Raw genomic sequence first — 17,869 nt, forward strand, 5'->3', positions numbered from 1 at the left:
TCGCAAGCGCTGGCGAAGCCCGGCCGCCAAAAAAACGTATACTCGCGGGATGCCGAGCGAGGTGCCGCGCGAGGCGATGGACGCAGACGGTCGTGTGGACGTCGCGACAGCGCAGCGCATCGTGGAGAACGCGGTCGCGCGCGCGACGAGCGGGCCCGACAAGAGCGCGAGCATCATCGAGGCGAAGGTCGCGGAGGCGACGCGGCGAGGCGCGCGGCTGAACGCGCTGCTCGCGTTCGGCGTGGCTGTGACGCTGGTCGCGCTCGGGGTGGCGGCCCTCGTCGTGTACCGATCGCAGCGCGCCGCGGCGATCCTGACGACCGAGGCGGGGCTCGGCGCGCGCCCAGTGGCGGCGCCCGTGGGCACGCTGCCGACGAAGGTGCTCTCGGGGCGCGAGATCTACGAGCAGAACAAGGGCGCGCTCTACGTCCTCGCGTACAAGCAGAACCGCCTCATCAGCGGCTGCTGCAGCGCCTTCGCGATCGGCAAGAACCAACTCGTGACGAACGCCCACTGCGTGACGTCGTGCGGAGCCCGCGGCGGAACGCCCGTGGTCGTGCAGAACGAGTCGGCTGGGAAGGTCGAGCTCGAGGTCGTCGCGCAGCGCGCGCACCCGACCTACAACACGTCGTCGAAGCGCGCCGACACACCCGACGTGGCGCTGCTCCGCGTGAAAGGGACGTTGCCCGTGGCCGTCACGCTGGCGAGCGACACGGAACTGCGTGCGCTCGGGCCGGGCGATGACATGTACGTGCTTGGCTTCCCTGGGCGAGTGATGGATCCGGTGAGCCCGTCGGCGACGTTCTTGAGCGGGCACCTCGGCCGGCTGATGGGCTTCGACGAGCAGGCCACGTCGGCGGACAAGGCCACGGTGATCCTGCACGACGCGGTCACGCGTGGCGGCAACAGCGGCAGCCCGATCTTCAACCAGTACGGCCACGTCATCGGTGTCCACGCGGCCCACGTGGACGACGAGGAAAACATCTCCATCGACGGGCAGAAGACGACGATCGTGCAAGCCTCTCCCTACCGCATCGGTATGCGGATCGATCTCGTCCGCGGGGTGCCCACGCCGTGAACCTCCGGATCGTGCACATCGCAGGGCAAAAAGCGGGGACATCGCAGACCTTCGAACGAGACGTCGTGCGGCTCGGCCGCGCGCCGGACAACGACGTCGTCTTCGACGCGAACCACGATCGCGAGGCGAGCGGCCATCACGCGGAGCTGCGTCGCGAGGGCGGCGCTTGGTACGTCGTGGATCTCGGCAGCCGCAACGGGACGTTCGCGGGTGGGCAGCGGATCCACCAGCGGCACCCGCTCACGCCCGGGACCGAGGTGAGCTTCGGCGCGAAGGGCCCGCGGATTCTGATCGAGCTCGTGCCCGCCGCGCCGCCGCTGGCACCTCTGCCGCCGATGGCGCCGATGCCGCCGCCGCCGCTGGGCATCGCGCCCGCCGCCGCGCCGCCGCGCGCGCAGGTCGCGCAGGCCGTGCAGCCGGCGCCTCCGGCGGGCGCGCGGGTCGGGCAACGGACGATCGCGATGATGATCTCGCAGGCCGTGGCCGTGGCGAGCGGGCGCCAGAAGTTCGGGCGGACGGCGGAGCTCAACGCGATCGTCGAGGAGAAGGTCACGGCGGCGACGGCGTCGCAACGCAGGACGGCGTACGTGCTCGGCGGGCTCCTCGTGATCGCGCTGCTCGCGCTCGGCGGGCTCATCTTCTGGAGCACACGCTCGCAGGACGAGATCCAGCGCCTGCGCGAGGAACTCGCGCAGATGCCGCCCGAGGATCCGCGCCGCAAGGAGATCGAGGGGCGGCTCGGCAACCTCCACCCGTCGAACGCGAGCTTCGGCCGAAACCTCTACGACCGATCGAAGAAGGGCATCTTCATGCTCGCCTCGAAGGGTGAGGGCTTCTGCACGGCGTTCGCCGTCCGGCCCTCGATGCTCGCGACGAGCGCGCACTGCATCCAGGAGGCGAAGGCGAAGGGCTCGGTGGTCGCGCTGGAGAACGAGGGACGCGGGCAGGCGCGCTTCGACGTGATCGAGATGCGCACGCACCCGAGCTATCGCCCGACCGATCAGGAGAGCATCACGCCCGACGTCGGCGTGTTGACCATCCGGGGCCGCTCGGCCGTCGTGCTGGAGATCGCGACGAAGCAAGAGCTCTCGGTGATGGGCGCGGGCGACGACGTCTACCTCATCGGCTTTCCCGGCCGCTTGATGGACGCGACGAACCCCGCCGCGACGTTCCTCGCCGCGCACATCGGCCGCGTCACGAGCGCGTCCGGCCGTCCCGCGGCATACCAGGACGCCTGGCTCGTGCAGCACGACGCTGCGACGACACGCGGCTCGAACGGCAGCCCCGTCTGGAGCGGCCAGGGCAAGGTGATCGCGGTGAACTCGGGCGGCTACCTCGAAGAGGGCGAGGAGAAGATCGCAGGTCGGAAGACGGAGGTCGTGAAGGCCTCGCCCTACAAGTTCGGCATGCGGATCGATCTCGTCGAGGCGCTGCTCAAGTAGTCACGATGCTCAGGCTGGCGATCCGCAGGCTGCTCCTCATTCTTCCGACGTTGATCGGGGTCTCGATCGTCACGTTCCTGTTCCTCTCGTACGTCCCCGATCCGACGGACGATCCGGCGCTCGCCGTCACGCCCTCCGAGCGGGCGCGCCTTCGTCGCGAGCGATTTCTCGACCTGCCGCGCTTCGTGAACCTCGGAACACGCGACGTCCGCGCGCGGTCCGCCGAGGCGATGCGCGCGATCGTCGACGGCGACATCGCGCAAAAGGCGCGGGGGCAGGAGGAGCTCGCGCGTCTCGGCGGCGCGGCGTTGCCGCACGTGCTCCCCGCGCTCGACTCGCTCGCGCCCGGGCCCCGCGCCGAGGTCGCGCTCGCGCTCGCGCCGGTCGGCGAGCGGATGGGCTTCACGGGCGAGCGGCTCTCGGATCCGACGCGCGCGGTGGCGTTCTGGACGCGCTTCTGGGACGACCGCGGCATCGAGTTCCGCCGCGCGTCCGTGCGCAGCGCGGTCCGCAGGCTCTCGCGGTACGGCAGCACGACACGCGCGGCCGAGCTCCGCGAGCTCGACACGTTCGTGCTGGAGGACGTCCTCGGCGCGCTGGAGCATCCGACCGACGCCGCTTCGTTCGAGCGAGCGCGGGCCCTCGTCGACATCGCCGCGCACGTCACGGGCCGCGACGATCGCATCTCGCCCGGCGAGGACTACGCCACGGCCCTCGCCTGCGTCGAGCGGTGGGGCTCGTTCTGGATGGTCTACAAGAACGACTTCGTGACGCTCGACGGCCCCTCGCGGTTCGCGGCCATCGTGCTCGAAACGCGTTACGGCAAGTGGGCGCTCGGCGCCGTCACGCGTCGGCTCGGCGTGGGCTTCGACGGCGTGCCCGTCCTCGACGGCCTCACGCGGCGTGCGCCGATCACGCTCACGCTCGTATTCGGCGCGATCGCGCTGGCATACGCGGCGGCCTTGCCACTCGGTCTCCTCGGCGCCGCGTCACGTGGGCGTCGTCGCGACGGGATCACGGCGGCCATCGTGCTCGTGCTTTACGCGATCCCGACGGCGTTTTTCGCGCTCCTGGCGGCGCGGGGTTCCCATGGGCACGGGCTCGTCTTGCCCACGGTCGTGCTCGCGCTCGGCCTCGTGGCCGCGCCAGCGCGTCAGGCGCGCGCGGGCCTCGCGTCGGCGTTTGCCCAGGACCACGTGCGCGCCTCGCTCGCGCGGGGGGCGAGCCGCGCGCGTGCGCTCCTCGTTCACGCGCTCCCCGGTGCGCTCCTCCCGGTCGTCACGCTCGCCACGCTCGAAGCACCGATGGCGCTCGGCGGCGCCTTCGTCGTCGAGCGCGTCTTTGGCCTCGAAGGCCTCGGCGCGGCCACGATCGTCGCCGTGCAGTCGCGCGACACGAGCTGGCTCATGGCCGTCTCGATCTTCACGGCCGCGACCGCGACGATCGGGGTCATCATGACGGACCTCGTGTACACAGCGCTCGATCCGCGGCTCGCGCAGAGCATCCTGCGCCAGAGGCCGCGCACATGAGCCACCGCAGCATCGTGCTCCAGCGCGTCGCCCACAGCCGCCGCGCGGGCCTCGGCGCCGTGCTGCTCGGCTTGCTCGTGCTCGTCGGCGTCTTTGCCGAGCTCCTCGCGGCGCCCGCGCCGGTCTTCGCGGTCGGACCGCGTGGCGTCGAGTTCCTCCCCGCGATCGTCCACGCCGAGCGGTACGAGCAGCTCTCCGAAGACGAGATCTCACGCTCGTATGCGGACGCCTTCGCCGTCTGGCCCCTCGTGCGATCCGGCCCGAAGGCGCCGAGCGTCGCGGGCCCCCTCGCGTCCTCCTCCCGCGCGCACCCGCTCGGCACCGACGAGAAGGGCCGTGACCTCTTCGCGCGCCTCGTCTACGGCACGCGCACCGCGCTCGGACTCTCGCTCGCCGCCGTCCTCGTGAGCGCGGTCCTCGGCGTCCTCCTCGGCGGCCTCTCGGGCATCCGCGGCGGCACCTCGCGCGACATCCTCGTGCGTCTCGTCGAGACCATCGACACCTTCCCAGCCATCCTCGTCGTCGCGCTCGTGCGCGCCATCGAGCACGAGCCCTCGGCGCTCTCGCTCGTGCTCGCCGTGGCCTTCGTGCGCTGGGCCGAGGTCGCGCGCCTCGTGCACGCGGAGACCTTGCGCGGCGCCTCCGAGGACTACGCCCTCGCCGCGCGCGCCCTCGGCGCCTCTCGCGCGCGCATCTTCCTGCGCCACGTGCTCCCGAACGCGCTCGGCCCCGTCACCGTCAGCTCGGTGTTCGGCGTGGCGTCCGTCGTGCTCCTCGAAGCCGCGATCTCGTTCCTGGAGATGGGCGCGCCGACGTCGGCCGCGTCCTGGGGCGAGACGCTCGCGCAGGGCGCGCGAAACCCCGCGGCGCTCCGCTTGCTCGTCCTGCCGGTCTTCTTGCTGCTCGTGACCGTGGGCGGCTCGTACCTCGTCGCCGATGCGCTGCGCGACGCGATGGACCCGCGCGCGGTCCGAAAGCGACGGGACGAAACGTACGGTTCGTTCGGTCGTTCCGCGGACGAGCCGCACGTGTCCCGATGACGATACGTCACCATCCGTGATGGGCTTGCAACGCGTCACGCACCCGACGTACGTTGAAAACAGCCCGGTCTCCTTGGAAGGCTTGGGCTCGGCCCGGCGTGCTGACCAACCTCGCCGGGCCTTTTTTCATTTCAGCCCCAAGGATCACGCCGGGGGAGGCGAGGGAGCGCGCGGCGTCACGACTCGACGCTGATGAGATCCACCGCGAAGCACCGGAGCGCGTGCAAGCTGCGCCGCTGCCAGTGCATCTCCGGGTTCGACAAGAGCCGGATCTTGTACTCCTTGCTCCTCTCGAGATCGCCGATCTCGCTGATCCAGGTCACGAAGCTCTTGAAGCAGGACGAGTTCATGAACTCGAGGTTGCGGAAATCTACCTGCACCTCGGTGGCGCTGATCCGCTGCGCCTCGGCGTGCACGCGCGGCAGCAGGGAATCCAGGCTGTCTTTTGCGGCCATGTCCGCGTTGCCCGAGAGGCGCAGGATGAGCGAGCGGCCCTCCGCGCGCACGTTCGCCGAGAAATCGCGGAGCGCGACCGAGAGATCCGAGGCCGCGCTCACGAGCGCCTCCGCGCCGTGACGGTCGTCTGCGCCAGGATCGTGACCCTGTCGTCCTCGATGGTGTGGCTCATCGTCATCTCTCCTTCGGCACGCACGCGCACGAGGCCGAGCCCCGAGCCCACCTTCCGCTTGGCGCTGCGCGCCATCGCGATCTGGTAGTGGCCGAAGGGATCGTCGTGCAGGCTCATCTCCTCGAAGATAGTGGCAACCGCGGCGATGTGCTCGGCGTTCGCCCGGTTCATGAGCCGGATGGAGACCGTGCTCGACGTCCCTCCCGGCTCGAACGTGACGGATAAAAACGTCGCGCCGTCGCTCGCGTATTTGACGGCGTTCTCCAGGAGCTCGTGGGTCGCGAGCGCGATGCGCGACACCGTGTCGTGGTCCTCGATCATCCGTTCGTAAAAGTCGGACAGGAACCTACGAACGATGGAGATGAGCTCGACATTGGGCTGGAACGTCAGCTCGAACGCGGTCGGTGTCTCGGTCATCGTACCTCGCGGTCCTGGATCCAGGACGCGGCTGTGCGGATCGCGCCGTTCAATCTATCTCAGCCTTCGGCGCTCGTCTCGTTCGCCCTGAAGCGCACGACGACGAGCGTCACGTCGTCCTCCTGGGTGCTGGCGAAGCGGGCCACGTCGTCGAGGATCACGTCGCGGATTTGCTCCACGGGCTCGCCCGCGAGCGCCTGGATTTGCTGGGTGAGTCGCTCCATCCCGTACATCTCGCCCGACGCGCCCCGCGCCTCCGTCACGCCGTCCGTGTAGAGCACCATCACGTCGCCGTCCTCGAGGACGAGCTCGTCGTCTTGCACCGTCCGTGCGACGTCGCGCATCGCGCCGACCCACGGGCCGAGCGTGGGGATCATCTCGATCTTCCCGGTGCGCGCGCGCAGGATCAGGATGTCCTCATGCGCCCCGGCGAAGACCACGCGTCCGCTCCGGTGGTAGCGCATCACCGTCAGCGTGACGTGCTCGTCGTTGCGCAGGCGGTTGCGGATGTTCTCGTAGAGCACGAGGTTCAGCACGCGCACGAGATCCTTCGGCCGGGCCGACGGATCCTCCCGCCCGAGCGCCGCGATCGCGCTCTGCACCATCAGCATCACGAGCCCTGACTTCAGGCCGTGCCCCGCCACGTCGCCGATCGCGAGGATGCCGCCGCCCTCTACGGGGAAGACGTCGTAGTAGTCGCCGCCGACCTCGCTCGCCGGGATCATCCGCGCCGCCACGTCGAGCCCTGGCACGTCGAGGCGCCGCGGCAGGATCGACGTCTGGATCCGCGCGCTGATCTCGAGCTCCTTTTCGAGCCGCTCCTTCGCCGCCATCTGCTCGCGTGACTCCGCGAGCTCGCGCGCCATCCGGTTCATCGCCTCGCCGAGCGCGCGGATCTCCGTCGGCCCGGACGTGGTCGCTTGCGTGTCGAGTTTTCCGCGCGACACGTCGCCCACGAACGCCATGAGCCCGTCGAGCGGGCGCGAGAGCCTGCGCGAGAGCACGATCGCGAGCGCCGCTGCCGCGGCAAGCGCGACGAGCGCGATGAGCGCCACGCGTGCTTCGAGCTCGCGGGAGGGCACGAGCGCGCGATCGAGCGAGCGCGCGAGGTGCACGGTCCGCGTCGCGCCCGTGCCCGTATCCAGCGTCCGCGACGTCGACAGATACGGCCCGCCCTCATGCGCGGACGGCGTCGTGAACATTCGGAGCACCTCGCTCGGCACATCCCTTCCATCTTCGAGCTTCGAATGCGCCACCACCGTGGCCCCATCCGTCACCGCCACGAGGCTCCCCGTCTGGAGACGCACCTCCTCGACGAGCGCGTGGTCGAGCTTGAAGCCGAGCACCAGCACGCCGACCGTCTCGGTCCCGAACGAGAGCCGCCGCGCGACCACCTCGTAGAGCTTCCCCTCGTTCGTCCAGAGCCCGGACCTGTCGCCTTCGCGCAGCGCGCCCGCCACGATCGGATCCTTCGACATGTCGAAGCCCGACGCCTTCGGATCGGCCACGTCCGCGAGCAGGATTCCGGTCCCGTCCGTCATCAGGAAGAGATCACTCTTCACGGCTTTGCGCAGCTCGTCGGCCACGCCGTAGACCGTCTCCGGCGACACGTCCTCCGTCGCCACGACCGCCTTGAGCCGTGGCTCTTCCGCCACCACGTGCGCCTTCGCCGCGTGCGCGCGCAGCCGCTCGGTGCGATGCGATTCGAACACGCGCGCGCTCCGTTCGAGCGCCTCCCCGAGCTCCTCCCTTGCGCGCCGCTCCAGCACGATCGCCGCGCTTCCCGCCGTGGCCACCGTGATCGCCGCGATGAGGAGCACGATCCAGAGCAGCAGCGTGCTCCGGAACTTCATGGCCGCGCCACCACCGTCTTCGGCAGGTGCTCGCGCCCCTTGCCGCTTCGTTTTCCGCCGAACGGCATCTCGATCTTCCCCATCGTACGTTCCTCCGCGGGCACGCCGAGCGCCTCCGACAGCGCGGGCGACACGGAGCGCCACGCCACCTCGATCACGAGCGAGCCCGCTCGCGGCGCGTCGAGCTCGAACGTGAACGTACGCGCCTCGCCCGCTGCGATCCGCTCGTCGCTCTTCTCCGCCCGCGCCGCGTAAAACGGCACCTCGCGCCCCGCTTCGTCCACGAGCACCCGCCCAATCGTGCGCTCCTCGCGCGCCTGCGCGTGGCCCTTCTCATCGAGCGCCTGCACGCGCACGACGACCTGCCTCCCGGGCAACCCCGACGGCACCGCGTGCCCTGCGCCTTCGTTCTTCAGCACCACGGAGACCGCGAGTGTACCTGCTCGGTCCGCCGCCGACGCCACGATCCCGAGCGCCTTGCGCACGAGCTCGCCCTTCTCGCCCATGAACCCGTGATGGCCCACGCGCACCTTCCGCTCGCTGCCCGTCGCCGCGTGCGTCACCTCCGGCGGCATGTGGCACTCCTGGCACGCCGTCCCCGAGACCGAGAAGCTCGACGCGCGCCACTCGGCGTACTCGTTGATGATCGGCAAGCTCTTCCCATCCGCGATCGGCATCGAGAACGTGTGACAGCCGCCGCAGACACGCGCGTCGCGGAACCAGGGCGCGCAGCCCATCCTGTGGAAGTAGTTGTCCTTGCCGTCGCAGTACGGCCCGAACTTCCGGTTTCCTTGGAGGTCGAACGAAGAACGTGGCTCGGCCGCCGACTCCCCGACGTCGCGGATCGCGTGGCACGCCTCGCACGTCACGCCCTCGTCGACGGCCCTCTCCGCCGGATCCGTGAGCGTCGCGAGCGGCGCGTGGCACGCCTCGCACGTGGCGTTTTTCGACCGGTCCCGCATCGCCACGTAGAGCGGCGAACTCCGCGCGCGCGCGTGCCCCGACGTCTTCCACTCCGCGTGGAGCATGCCGTGACACTCACCGCATCGATCGGCGGGGAACGCGCGCGGGCGCGGTGGTTCGAGGGAAGAGGGTTTGTCCGGGGACGCGGACGCGGGCGTGGGCGCTTCGAGGTTCGTTCCCGAGCGCTCGGAGCCTGCCGGCGGCGCGGAGGGATTGCAGGCGAACGTGCAGGCGAAGAGCGCCGTTACTTGTACCGGCCGTATGGCGTCCCGTCCTTTCTCAGGTGCCGCTTGGGCGCCGCGCCTTCCGTCATCGTCGGCTTGAACGTCGCCGTCCCGCCCGCCGTCACCGTCACCTCGCCTCGCACCTCCGGCGCGTGCGCTTGCCACGCCACGACCGGGTAGGTCCCCACCGGCACGTTCTTGATCTGGAACGAGCCATCCGTGCCCGTCACGGCGTAGAAGCCGTTGTCGAGCACCTTGATCTTCGTGACCATGTGCGGGTGGATGTTGCAGTAGACGTCCACCACGCCGGCCTCGCGGAACGTGACGGACTTGCTCTCGCCGCTCTTGTAGAGCCCGAGATCGAAGCGCGCCGCCTTCGAGACTGAAAAGACGTTGTGGAAGACCTTGTCGTCGTTCGGGAACTCGACCGTCGTCCCCTTCACGATGACCATCAGCCCCGGCGTGAACGTCAGGTTCTTCTGGCGGATCTCGCGCTTCCCGGCCGGGGCCGGCGGGCCGGGCACGTTCTCCAGGTAGAGCACGACGCCCGATCGATCGGCCTTCGGCGCATCGTCCACGACGACCGTGACCACGCCCGAGACGTTGCCCACGGCCGGCGCCTCGGCGCGGCTCACGCGCGGGGAGAAGGACACGGTGAGCGGGAGCGTCACCGCAGAGAGGCTGATCACGAGGCCTAGGAGACGAGAGCCGAGACGCATGCGCCATTCTCCTCGGGAGCTTCAGTATTTCAGGAGCATCGAGCTCGTGAACACGTCGTTCGGAAACTGGGGGGCGCGGCCCAGCTCGCGGTTCAGATTGTACTCGGCCTTCAGGATGAGGTGGGTACCGAGCTCCATCCGCACCCCGGCCGTCGCGCGCAGGACCTGGGACTGGTAGACGAAGCTCGCGCCGCTCCGATGTACCGCGTCGCGCACATCGACCCGCGCATATGGCGTGAGCCAGTTCAGCAGCCGATAGCCCATCTGGACATAACCTCCGCGGTACCGGAGGCAGGGGGCGAGGCCACATTTGGTGTCCCCCGGCGCGCTCTTTCCATCGATCACGCCCTGCAGGAACTCGGCCGTCACATCGAAATCGTGCCAATCGAGGTGCAGGTCCACGCCGACGTGCGTGTGCAGCGCATCCTCGGCGTTTTGCAGGTCCTGCGCGCCGATCGAGCCAGACAGGCCGACCTCGAGCCCCGCGCCGAGCGGCGCCCGCGAGGAGATACGGCCCGCCACGGTCTTCCAGTCGTTTCGATCGATTTCGCCGTGAAAGGGAAACGCCTCGCTCCCGTGGCTGCCGTTCGTCACGGCCACGTTCAGGATCATCGCGCCGTCCCAGAATTTCCCGCGCGCCTTGAGCCCGAGCGGCGATCCGCAGGTGTATCGGCAAAGCAAGGACGGCGTCACCGTGAGCCGGTCGGTCGCCTCGCGGCTGCGGTACTCCCAGCCGAGCACGGAATCGAACTTCCCCGCATAAAGGCTGAGCTCGAAGCGCTCGATCGGGACGAGGTACTCGGCGTACGCGAGCTTCACGTCGATGAAATCGCCGAGCGCGCGATCTCCCGGCGCCGAGACGTCCCGCCCCCGAGGCGCGAAGTCGATCGACGCCGTCAGCGTGAGGTCCTCGCGCGGCGCCGCGAAGAGCTGCATGTTCAGCGCGTTCACCGCGAACGACGATTTGCCGCCGCTATCGATCGCGTCGAACGTGAGCGCCCGCGATTCTCCCGTGTCCGCCGGCTCGCCGCGCGCGTTCACCATCGTCGAGAGCGGGTCGCCATAAAAGACCCACGACGCCGGGATGTCGCCCTCGTACTCCGGGAAATACCGGTATCCCCGGTCGCTCCGTATGCCCGCGCCCGTCCCCGTCGCCCGGAAAAAACCGAAGTCGAGGTAGCCCCCGAGCCGGCTCGCGATCGGCAGAAGCTTTGCGATCTGCTGATCGAAGAAGCTCGCGTCGTCCTCGAGCTTTGCGACCTTCTCGCGCGTCGCTTCGTTCTGCTTTGCCGCGCGCTCGAGCTCCGCCACGCGCGCGCGCATGCGGCGGTTCTCCTCTTCGAGCGCGTCGAGCCGCTCCATCGCGGTTCGCTCACGTGCCTCCGGCGCGCCCTTTCCCTCCCCGTCCGCGGCCTGCGTCGTACGAGGCACGATTCCGACGATGGACAGGAAGAGCACGATCCCGAGCGGCTTCCGCATGTCCTCTGCTCCGACGCGACCCTACAGGGACCGAACGGCCCCGTCGAGCGTTGATTGCGCTCCCGCTTCGCTCTTTGCTTCGGTATGATGCCTCCCGTCCAGGGGGCGCATTTGTTGTCCAAACCCGTGAGCGATCCTGCCGTGCGGCGAGAGGCGTTTTGAGCCCGGCTGCGCTTCCCAGCGAGCTCCTCGGCCGTTTCCGCGGCGTGGCGCTCGAACGGCTCGACCGCGTCGAGGGCGATTGGGGCAGCTTCATGCACGGCGAGGGCGGGCCCGAGGTCGCCGCCGCGATGCAGCAGGAGCTGCACACGCTCAAGGGCGAAGCCCGGATGATGCACTTTGGCGGGCTCGCCACGCTTTGCCACGCGCTCGAAGGCCTCGTCGCAGCCGTGGCGCGGCGCGGCCGGCGCGTGCCCGAGGAGGTCGACCTCGTCGTGACCATGGCCATCCGGTTCGCGGTCGTGATGCTCCGCCGCAAAGACGCGGCCCCGAGCGCCGGGATGGATGTCGAGGGGTTCGTCCACCAGATCGAGGAGGTCCTCGCCGACGTCTCGGCCGACGAGCCCGAATACCCCCCGCCCGTGCCCGAGCCCCGCAGCGCCGTCGTCGACCTCCCCGATCGCGTATCGATGGCCACGCAGCGGCGCCTCGCGGCCCTCGCCGTGCGCGTTTTTCTGGAGCACGTCGCGGCGGGGCGCGCGCGTGGGCGCCTCGGCGACGTCGTCCGCGCGCTCTCCGCGGAGGTCACCTCCCTCTCGGCCGTCACCCTCGCGCCGCGCCTCGCGCCGCACGAGGAGGCGGCGCGCCTCCTCGCGGAGAGCCTCGGCAAGGAGGTCCGTGTCGCCTTCGATGTGGAGGACGTGCGCGTGCGCGCCGAGGTCGCCGAGTCGGTCGAAGTCGTCCTCCTGCACGCGCTCCGCAACGCGGTGGATCATGGCATCGAGCGGCCCGAGGCGCGCCGGGCCGCGGGCAAAACGCCCGAGGCGTCGATTTGCGTCGCGGCGCGGCAGAAGGGCGGCGAGATCGAGATCTCGGTCGAGGACGACGGCGCGGGCGTGAACCTCGAAGCGGTGCGGGTGCGCGCGATCGACCTCGGCATCTCCACGCCGGAGATCGCCCTGTGCGCGCAGGATGACGAGCTCACGGAGCTGCTCTTTCGCCCCGGCCTGTCCACGCGGACCGAGGTCACGGACGTCTCGGGCCGCGGCATCGGCCTCGACGCGGCGCGGGCTGCCATCCAGCGGGTCGGCGGCTGTATCTCCATCACCACGCGCCGCGGCCAGGGCACGACGCTCCGGCTCCGCGTCCCCCAGGCGAGCCACGTGCTCCCCGTCATTTGTTTTCCTGCGCGGGGCGCCGACCTCGTCCTTGCGGTGGCGACCGGGCCCGGCGTTCGTGTCTTGCCTGCCGAAGGTGGGATGCCGGCGCTCGACCCGGTGGAATACTTCGATATGGCGCCGCCGGGCGGCGCGCGGAGCGGCGAGGGCGTGCGGATCGAGGTGCGGCGTGGGGAGGCTCGCTTCACGCTTCGTGCTGGCGGCGAGCCGTACGCGGCCGTGGCCACGCGCCTCTGCCCCACGGCGGACGATTGCCCTGCCGAGATCGTGACGGTCGACGGGGCCGACGTCCTGCTCGTGCGGCCCGAGGTATTCTGACTCCGTCCATACACCGGTTTTTCCGCCGCGCGCGTGAATCGTGCCCCCGGGTTACGTCCTTCTTGCCGTGGCAACGGCTCCTCGATACGATGGCGTCAATGGCCCGTGCATGACGCGCGGGAGCCATCACCCTCGGTGAGCGAGAGGCATTCATGAGCGCGAGCACGACGAAGCGACGGATTCTCGTGGTCGACGACAGCGAGATTTGCCGCGAGCTCGTCAAGTTGCTCCTGCAATCTCGTGGCTTCGAGGTGATCACGCTCGACTCGCCCTTCGGCTTCGGCGCGGCCGTGGCGCGCGAGCAGCCGGATCTCGTGCTCGTCGACGTCAACATGCCGGCGTTGCACGGGGGCAAGCTGGTCGAGGTGGCCCTCCAGAAGGGCATCCTCTCGTGCCCCATCGTTTTTCACTCCGACCGGCCGGCGCGGGAGCTCCAGAGCCTCGTTTTGAGCACGGGCGCGTCGGGGTTCATCCCGAAGACGAACGACGGCGACGAGCTCGCCTCGCGCGTCGAAGAGTATCTGAATGGCACGTGGCAGAAGCGGGACCGCGCTCCGGAGAGCATCCGGCCGAGCACGGCGCCGCCCGGCCCGCGCACCGACGTCCCGCCGCGCATGACGCGGCCCTCGGAGGTGCCGCCTCTCTCCGGCTCCTCGTCCCAGTCGTTGCCACCCTTGTCGGCCTCCTCGCTGCCTGTGTCGCGCCCCTCGGACGCCGCGCCTTTGTCGCAGCGCAGCTTCGACGCATCGCCCCTCTCGCAACGCTCGCCCGACGCGGCGCCGCACTCGCAGCGGACGGTGACCTCGTCGACCGGCTGGGTGCGCGGAAAATTCTAGAATCGGCGGGATCCGCGGGCTCAGCAGCCTACGGCATGTTGCAGGTCGTGTTCACGTAGGTCCGCCAGACCCCTTGGGCGGTTCCGATGGGCGTGCCGCGCGAGCTCGTCAGCCGCTCGTTGCGCCGGATGAGCCGGGCGCAGCCGTGGTTCTGGAATCGGCGGAGATACTGGGCCGCCGCGTTTTTGCACTCCACGACGTCTTGCCACGAGCACGTCCGCTCCGGCTCCGGGATCGGGATGAAATCGCCGCTCGCCGACCGCCGGTAGCCCCAAGGCATGGGCGTATACCCCTGCGCGATGTCCTCACACGCCTGTTTCGCGGCGTCCCAGCCCATCCGGAATGGATTCGAGGTGCAGGCGGCGTCGGCGGCCGCGCTCGTGAAGAGGCCCGCGATCAGCAATGCGGCGGCGGTCCATTTGATGTTCATGGTGACTCCCCCCGAGGGGATGCCCGGATCGACCGTTATGGCCGAGCAGGCAACCCCGTCTGCAAGGGGACATGGAGCCCGTCCGTCCGCCGTCAATCACCCGCCCACGCGACCGAGCACCCGCGCGCCGAGCTCTGGATAGTCCGTCATGATCCCATCAACGCCCATCGCGACGAGCGCGCGCATCTCGGCCTCGTCGTTGATCACCCACGCGTGCACCTCCAGCCCGCACGCGTGCGCGACCTCCACGAAATACGGCGTCACGATGGGGATCCCCGACAGGCTCGTCGGCACCTGCAAGGCAAACCCCCGCGCCACGTAGCCCGGGTTTCCCCCATTGCAGAGAAACTCCAGCGACTCGGGCAAGCTCATCCCCGTCAGCACCGCCGGGATCCGCTGCCGGATCTTCTCCATGAGCGAGCCCGTCTCCGCCGTCAGCAGCACCCGCTCCCGCCCGTCGTGCCGATCGAGCACCCATTTCACCGCGGTGACGAGCGCCGCGTCGTCGACCTTCAGCTCGATGTTCAGCGGCACGCCCGGGAGCGACGTGAGCACCTCGGCGAGCGTCGGGATCCGGATGCCGCGGCCTCGAAAGGGATGCGCGCCATCCGGATCCGTGAACGTGTATCCCGCGTCGAGCTCGCGAATCTCGGCGAAACGTCGTTTCGAGGCCGGCCCCGCGCCGTCCGTCGTGCGCGACACGTCCTCGTCGTGCAGGACGATCACCTCCTCGTCGGCCGTGAGGTGGACGTCGAGCTCCAGGCGGTCCGCCCCCGCCGCGAGCGCGGCGGCGAAGGCGGGCAGCGTGTTCTCGGGCGCCGCGGCCGAGGCGCCGCGGTGCGCGAACAGGCGGGGGCGGGGGCCGTCCTTGTAATGCATGGCGATTACTGTTTCGGGATCGTCACCGGCACCGTGGCCGTGTTGTTGTCGAGGCTGACCTCCTCGAACTCGCGGCTCGGGTTCAGCTTCACCTGGATGAAGTACTCACCCTCCGGCACACCCGTGATGTCGAGCCACTGGCAATCGAGCGTGTTTCCATAAAGATCCGACCACCCGCGCTGGATGCCTTGATCCTCGCACGTGTAGATCTTGTTGCAGCCCACGTTCGGGCCGAGGGCGATCTGCTGCGTGTCCTCCATGCAATACGCCTGCTTGCGCCCGGTCACGATCTCCTTGCCGTCCTTGTCGAGCAGCGCGTACGTCGCGAACCCGTTGAAGTGGTAATGGCCGTGGCAGGGCGAGAAGAGGAACAGATCCGGCCGCTCCGACGGCGGCGGCACCGTGAGCGTCGCCATGCCCTGGTTCTTCGCCTCCACGCTGAAGCGGAGCAGCTTCCGCAGGCCCGTCCCGCCCACGCATTCCTCGATGAACGCGCACGAGTTCGGGCTCACGTCGAGCGTGTCGAAGAGGATCTCCTCGGCGAGCCGCTTCTCGTCGATCACGAGGTCCGCCATCGGCTCGTTCGCCGCGTGGCAGCCGCAGTCCGTCCCGCAGAACTCGCCCGCGCCGCAGGGCGGATCGCACACCGGCGTCTCGTTGTTGCAATCCGCGAAGACCTGGCATTTCGACGTCGCCGGCACGCAGAGCGAGCCCTCGGCGCACGAGCCGCACGTCCCGCCGCAGCCGTCGTCGCCGCATTGCTTGTCCGCGCAGTCCGGCACGCACGGGTCGGGCCGACAGCGCCCCTCGGCCGAGCAGGCGAAGCCCGCGTCGCATGTCCCGCAGTCGCCGCCGCAGCCGTCGTCCGTGCCGCAATACAGGCCGTCGCAATGCGGGACGCAGCCGTTCGCCGTGAACTTCACCTGCAGGTCGAACGCGCCGTACTGGGAGGCGTCGAACCCGTCGACGATGAGGTAATACGTCCCCGGATCGAGCGCCGCGTCCACGCGTGAGCCGTAATCGCCGGGCGGCGAGGCGTCGTCGCTGCAACCCACGGTCGCGGCGGGTTTGTCGTCCAGGCATTCGTTTTCGGGTGTCGCTGGGTTTTCCTTCCGGATGTGCAGCACCGTGTCGTAGCCCGAGACGCGCGCCTCGATGCCCATCTTCTCGGTCAACTCGAACTTGTAGACGGCCTCCACCGCCGTGCTCGTCGAGTTGCACGTCGGCACGACCTCGTGCAGGCCGTTCGTCGTGTCTCCCGTGATCGGGTGGACCCCGAGCAGTGCCGTGCCCGCCGGGAGCAGATCGAGCGGGGCCGCGCAGGATCCGGCCTGGTTCGCGGGTTTGCACACGTTCGTCGCGTTCGCGCACGCCTCGCCCGCGGGACAGCTCCCGCAGCTCCCGCCGCAGCCGTTGTCGCCACACACCTTGCCCGTGCAGTCCGGCGTGCAATCCGAAGTGCAGGACTGGCAGTTCGGCCCGAGCGTGTGGTTGCAGGTGTCCGTCGCCTCGTCGCACGTGTCCGTCGTGCATTCGGCGCCGTCGTCACACGGGTTCGGCCCGGTCACACACTGCCCCGCGACGAGCCGATCCGCGCCGTTGCAGTAGACGCCGTCGCTACACGTGAGCTCGGTCGCGGGCGAGGCGATCGAGCCGAACTTCCCCCCCTCGTACCGCGCGTCGAAGTTCAGCTTGAAGAGCCCCGTGCGCACGGGCGCGGTCAACTTGCCCTGGAACGTGCCGGTGCCGCCCGGATCCACCTCGCCTGCGAGCGCGAGCGACGCGCTCGTGAAGCCCTGCCCGTCCGGCAGCACGAGCGTGACCTCGCCGGGCACCCACGTCGCCTGCCCGCTATTTCGTGCGTCGACCTTGACGTTGACCACGGTGCCGGGCTTGACGCGCGCGTCGATCGTGACGACCGCGTCCGCGATCCCGAACTCGGAGACGTCGTCCGAGCAGCCGGGAACGAGCACGTGAAGGGCCGGGAGAAAGCAGAGCGGGATGAGCCGTCGATATCGCATGCGAAGCCTCGCCGTTGGGGTCCGGAAGGGGCCGCGCGCGCGGCCGTCGGAGCTCGCATGATAAGCGGACCCGCGTCGCGAGCCACGCGCGAAATGCGGGGGGCGCGGGGATCGTCCCCGGCAGCCCCAGCGTCAGCCCCCGGCGCGCTCGGGGTTCTGCGCCATGTAGTCGGCGAGCCCCTTCCGCGCCTTTTTGCGCACCGCGTTCTGGAAGAATGGCGTCCAGCCGAGCACGAGCCCGGGGAGCCCGAGCGCCATGCGGGTCCAGCGCCCGAGGTCGAATCGATCCGTGTGGCGGACGATCTTGCCGTCGCGGAACTCGAACGAGGCGTCGATCACGTTGTGCACCTGCCGGCCCGTCGCCGAGAACGAATACCGGGCCTCCCAGTGCGCGCTGCCCGTGGAATCATCGGCGTGCACGTCGCTGAATTCGAGCGTGAGGTCTTTCCCTCGCTCGCAGAGCATGCGCCACATCCCGCGCGCCTCGGCTGCGCTCAGACCCACGAAGACCGAGTCCGAGAACACGACGTCGGGGTGATAACAGGCGATCATGCCCTCGGCGTCGCGTTTCTGGAACGCCCGATAAAATTGTTCGATCAAGGCTTGATTGGGGTGCATAGCGGCCGGGCGAGCGGACCACGGGCCGGCCGGGACGTCAAGGCGCTGCGCCGCGCCG

16 protein-coding genes are annotated in these 17,869 nt (G+C 69.6%); 6 read left to right on the plus strand and 10 right to left on the minus strand.

Going from position 1 to position 17,869, the window contains the following annotated elements; genetic code table 11:
* The first annotated feature begins 49 nt into the window (after positions 1–49).
* From POL67_RS12325 to POL67_RS12340, 4 genes are read left to right on the plus strand one after another with little or no spacing between them, the layout of a single operon-like run.
* Positions 50–1,078 (plus strand): trypsin-like serine peptidase, encoded by a 1,029-nt coding sequence (locus POL67_RS12325; protein WP_271917475.1) that lies wholly within the window; start codon positions 50–52, stop codon positions 1,076–1,078.
* Complete coding sequence (locus POL67_RS53555) at positions 1,075–2,520, plus strand: FHA domain-containing protein (protein ID WP_271917476.1); 1,446 nt, start codon at positions 1,075–1,077, stop codon at positions 2,518–2,520. Before POL67_RS12325 ends, POL67_RS53555 begins: the two co-directional genes overlap by 4 nt.
* Before the next feature lie 5 nt (positions 2,521–2,525).
* On the plus strand, positions 2,526–4,049 hold the full coding sequence (locus POL67_RS12335; RefSeq protein WP_271917477.1) for an ABC transporter permease: 1,524 nt from the start codon (positions 2,526–2,528) through the stop codon (positions 4,047–4,049).
* Complete coding sequence (locus tag POL67_RS12340; protein ID WP_271917478.1) at positions 4,046–5,089, plus strand: ABC transporter permease; 1,044 nt, start codon at positions 4,046–4,048, stop codon at positions 5,087–5,089. Before POL67_RS12335 ends, POL67_RS12340 begins: the two co-directional genes overlap by 4 nt.
* 176 nt (positions 5,090–5,265) lie before the next feature.
* Here POL67_RS12340 and POL67_RS12345 read toward each other — a convergent pair whose 3' ends face one another.
* From POL67_RS12345 to POL67_RS12370, 6 genes are read right to left on the minus strand one after another with little or no spacing between them, the layout of a single operon-like run.
* Positions 5,266–5,646 (minus strand): hypothetical protein, encoded by a 381-nt coding sequence (locus POL67_RS12345; protein WP_271917479.1) that lies wholly within the window; start codon positions 5,644–5,646, stop codon positions 5,266–5,268.
* Positions 5,643–6,134: a hypothetical protein gene (locus POL67_RS12350; RefSeq protein WP_271917480.1), complete on the minus strand. Its 492-nt coding sequence runs from the start codon at positions 6,132–6,134 to the stop codon at positions 5,643–5,645. Before POL67_RS12350 ends, POL67_RS12345 begins: the two co-directional genes overlap by 4 nt.
* A 59-nt stretch (positions 6,135–6,193) precedes the next feature.
* Positions 6,194–7,987 (minus strand): PP2C family protein-serine/threonine phosphatase, encoded by a 1,794-nt coding sequence (locus tag POL67_RS12355; protein WP_271917481.1) that lies wholly within the window; start codon positions 7,985–7,987, stop codon positions 6,194–6,196.
* The gene (locus POL67_RS12360; protein WP_271930801.1) at positions 7,984–9,213 is read right to left on the minus strand and encodes a multiheme c-type cytochrome; all 1,230 of its coding nucleotides are present in this window, start codon (positions 9,211–9,213) and stop codon (positions 7,984–7,986) included. The genes POL67_RS12355 and POL67_RS12360 overlap by 4 nt, the downstream gene beginning before the upstream one ends.
* Positions 9,195–9,893 carry a plastocyanin/azurin family copper-binding protein gene (locus POL67_RS12365; RefSeq protein WP_271917482.1) on the minus strand — a complete coding sequence of 233 codons (699 nt, stop codon included), beginning with the start codon at positions 9,891–9,893 and terminating at the stop codon, positions 9,195–9,197. Before POL67_RS12365 ends, POL67_RS12360 begins: the two co-directional genes overlap by 19 nt.
* Before the next feature lie 21 nt (positions 9,894–9,914).
* Positions 9,915–11,372 (minus strand): hypothetical protein, encoded by a 1,458-nt coding sequence (locus tag POL67_RS12370; protein WP_271917483.1) that lies wholly within the window; start codon positions 11,370–11,372, stop codon positions 9,915–9,917.
* Positions 11,373–11,530: 158 nt separating this feature from the next.
* Between POL67_RS12370 and POL67_RS12375 the strand changes: the two genes are divergently transcribed.
* Both POL67_RS12375 and POL67_RS12380 read left to right on the plus strand, forming a co-directional pair.
* Positions 11,531–13,027 carry an ATP-binding protein gene (locus POL67_RS12375; protein WP_271917484.1) on the plus strand — a complete coding sequence of 499 codons (1,497 nt, stop codon included), beginning with the start codon at positions 11,531–11,533 and terminating at the stop codon, positions 13,025–13,027.
* 152 nt (positions 13,028–13,179) lie between these two features.
* Entirely contained in the window at positions 13,180–13,863 is a 684-nt protein-coding gene (locus POL67_RS12380; protein ID WP_271917485.1) for a response regulator, read from the plus strand.
* Between the two features lie 28 nt (positions 13,864–13,891).
* Here the strand turns inward: POL67_RS12380 and POL67_RS12385 are convergent, their stop codons facing one another.
* From POL67_RS12385 to POL67_RS12400, 4 genes are all read right to left on the minus strand, one after another.
* The gene (locus POL67_RS12385; RefSeq protein WP_271917486.1) at positions 13,892–14,293 is read right to left on the minus strand and encodes a hypothetical protein; all 402 of its coding nucleotides are present in this window, start codon (positions 14,291–14,293) and stop codon (positions 13,892–13,894) included.
* A 96-nt stretch (positions 14,294–14,389) separates the two neighbouring features.
* Positions 14,390–15,172 (minus strand): glycerophosphodiester phosphodiesterase family protein, encoded by a 783-nt coding sequence (locus POL67_RS12390; protein WP_271917487.1) that lies wholly within the window; start codon positions 15,170–15,172, stop codon positions 14,390–14,392.
* Between the two features lie 5 nt (positions 15,173–15,177).
* Complete coding sequence (locus POL67_RS12395; protein ID WP_271917489.1) at positions 15,178–17,193, minus strand: lysyl oxidase family protein; 2,016 nt, start codon at positions 17,191–17,193, stop codon at positions 15,178–15,180.
* Between the two features lie 132 nt (positions 17,194–17,325).
* Positions 17,326–17,793, minus strand: a complete 468-nt coding sequence (locus POL67_RS12400) for a nuclear transport factor 2 family protein (protein ID WP_271917490.1) — start codon at positions 17,791–17,793, stop codon at positions 17,326–17,328.
* Positions 17,794–17,869: the final 76 nt, after the last annotated feature.

This window comes from Polyangium mundeleinium (genome assembly GCF_028369105.1).
GTDB lineage: Bacteria > Myxococcota_A > Polyangia > Polyangiales > Polyangiaceae > Polyangium > Polyangium mundeleinium.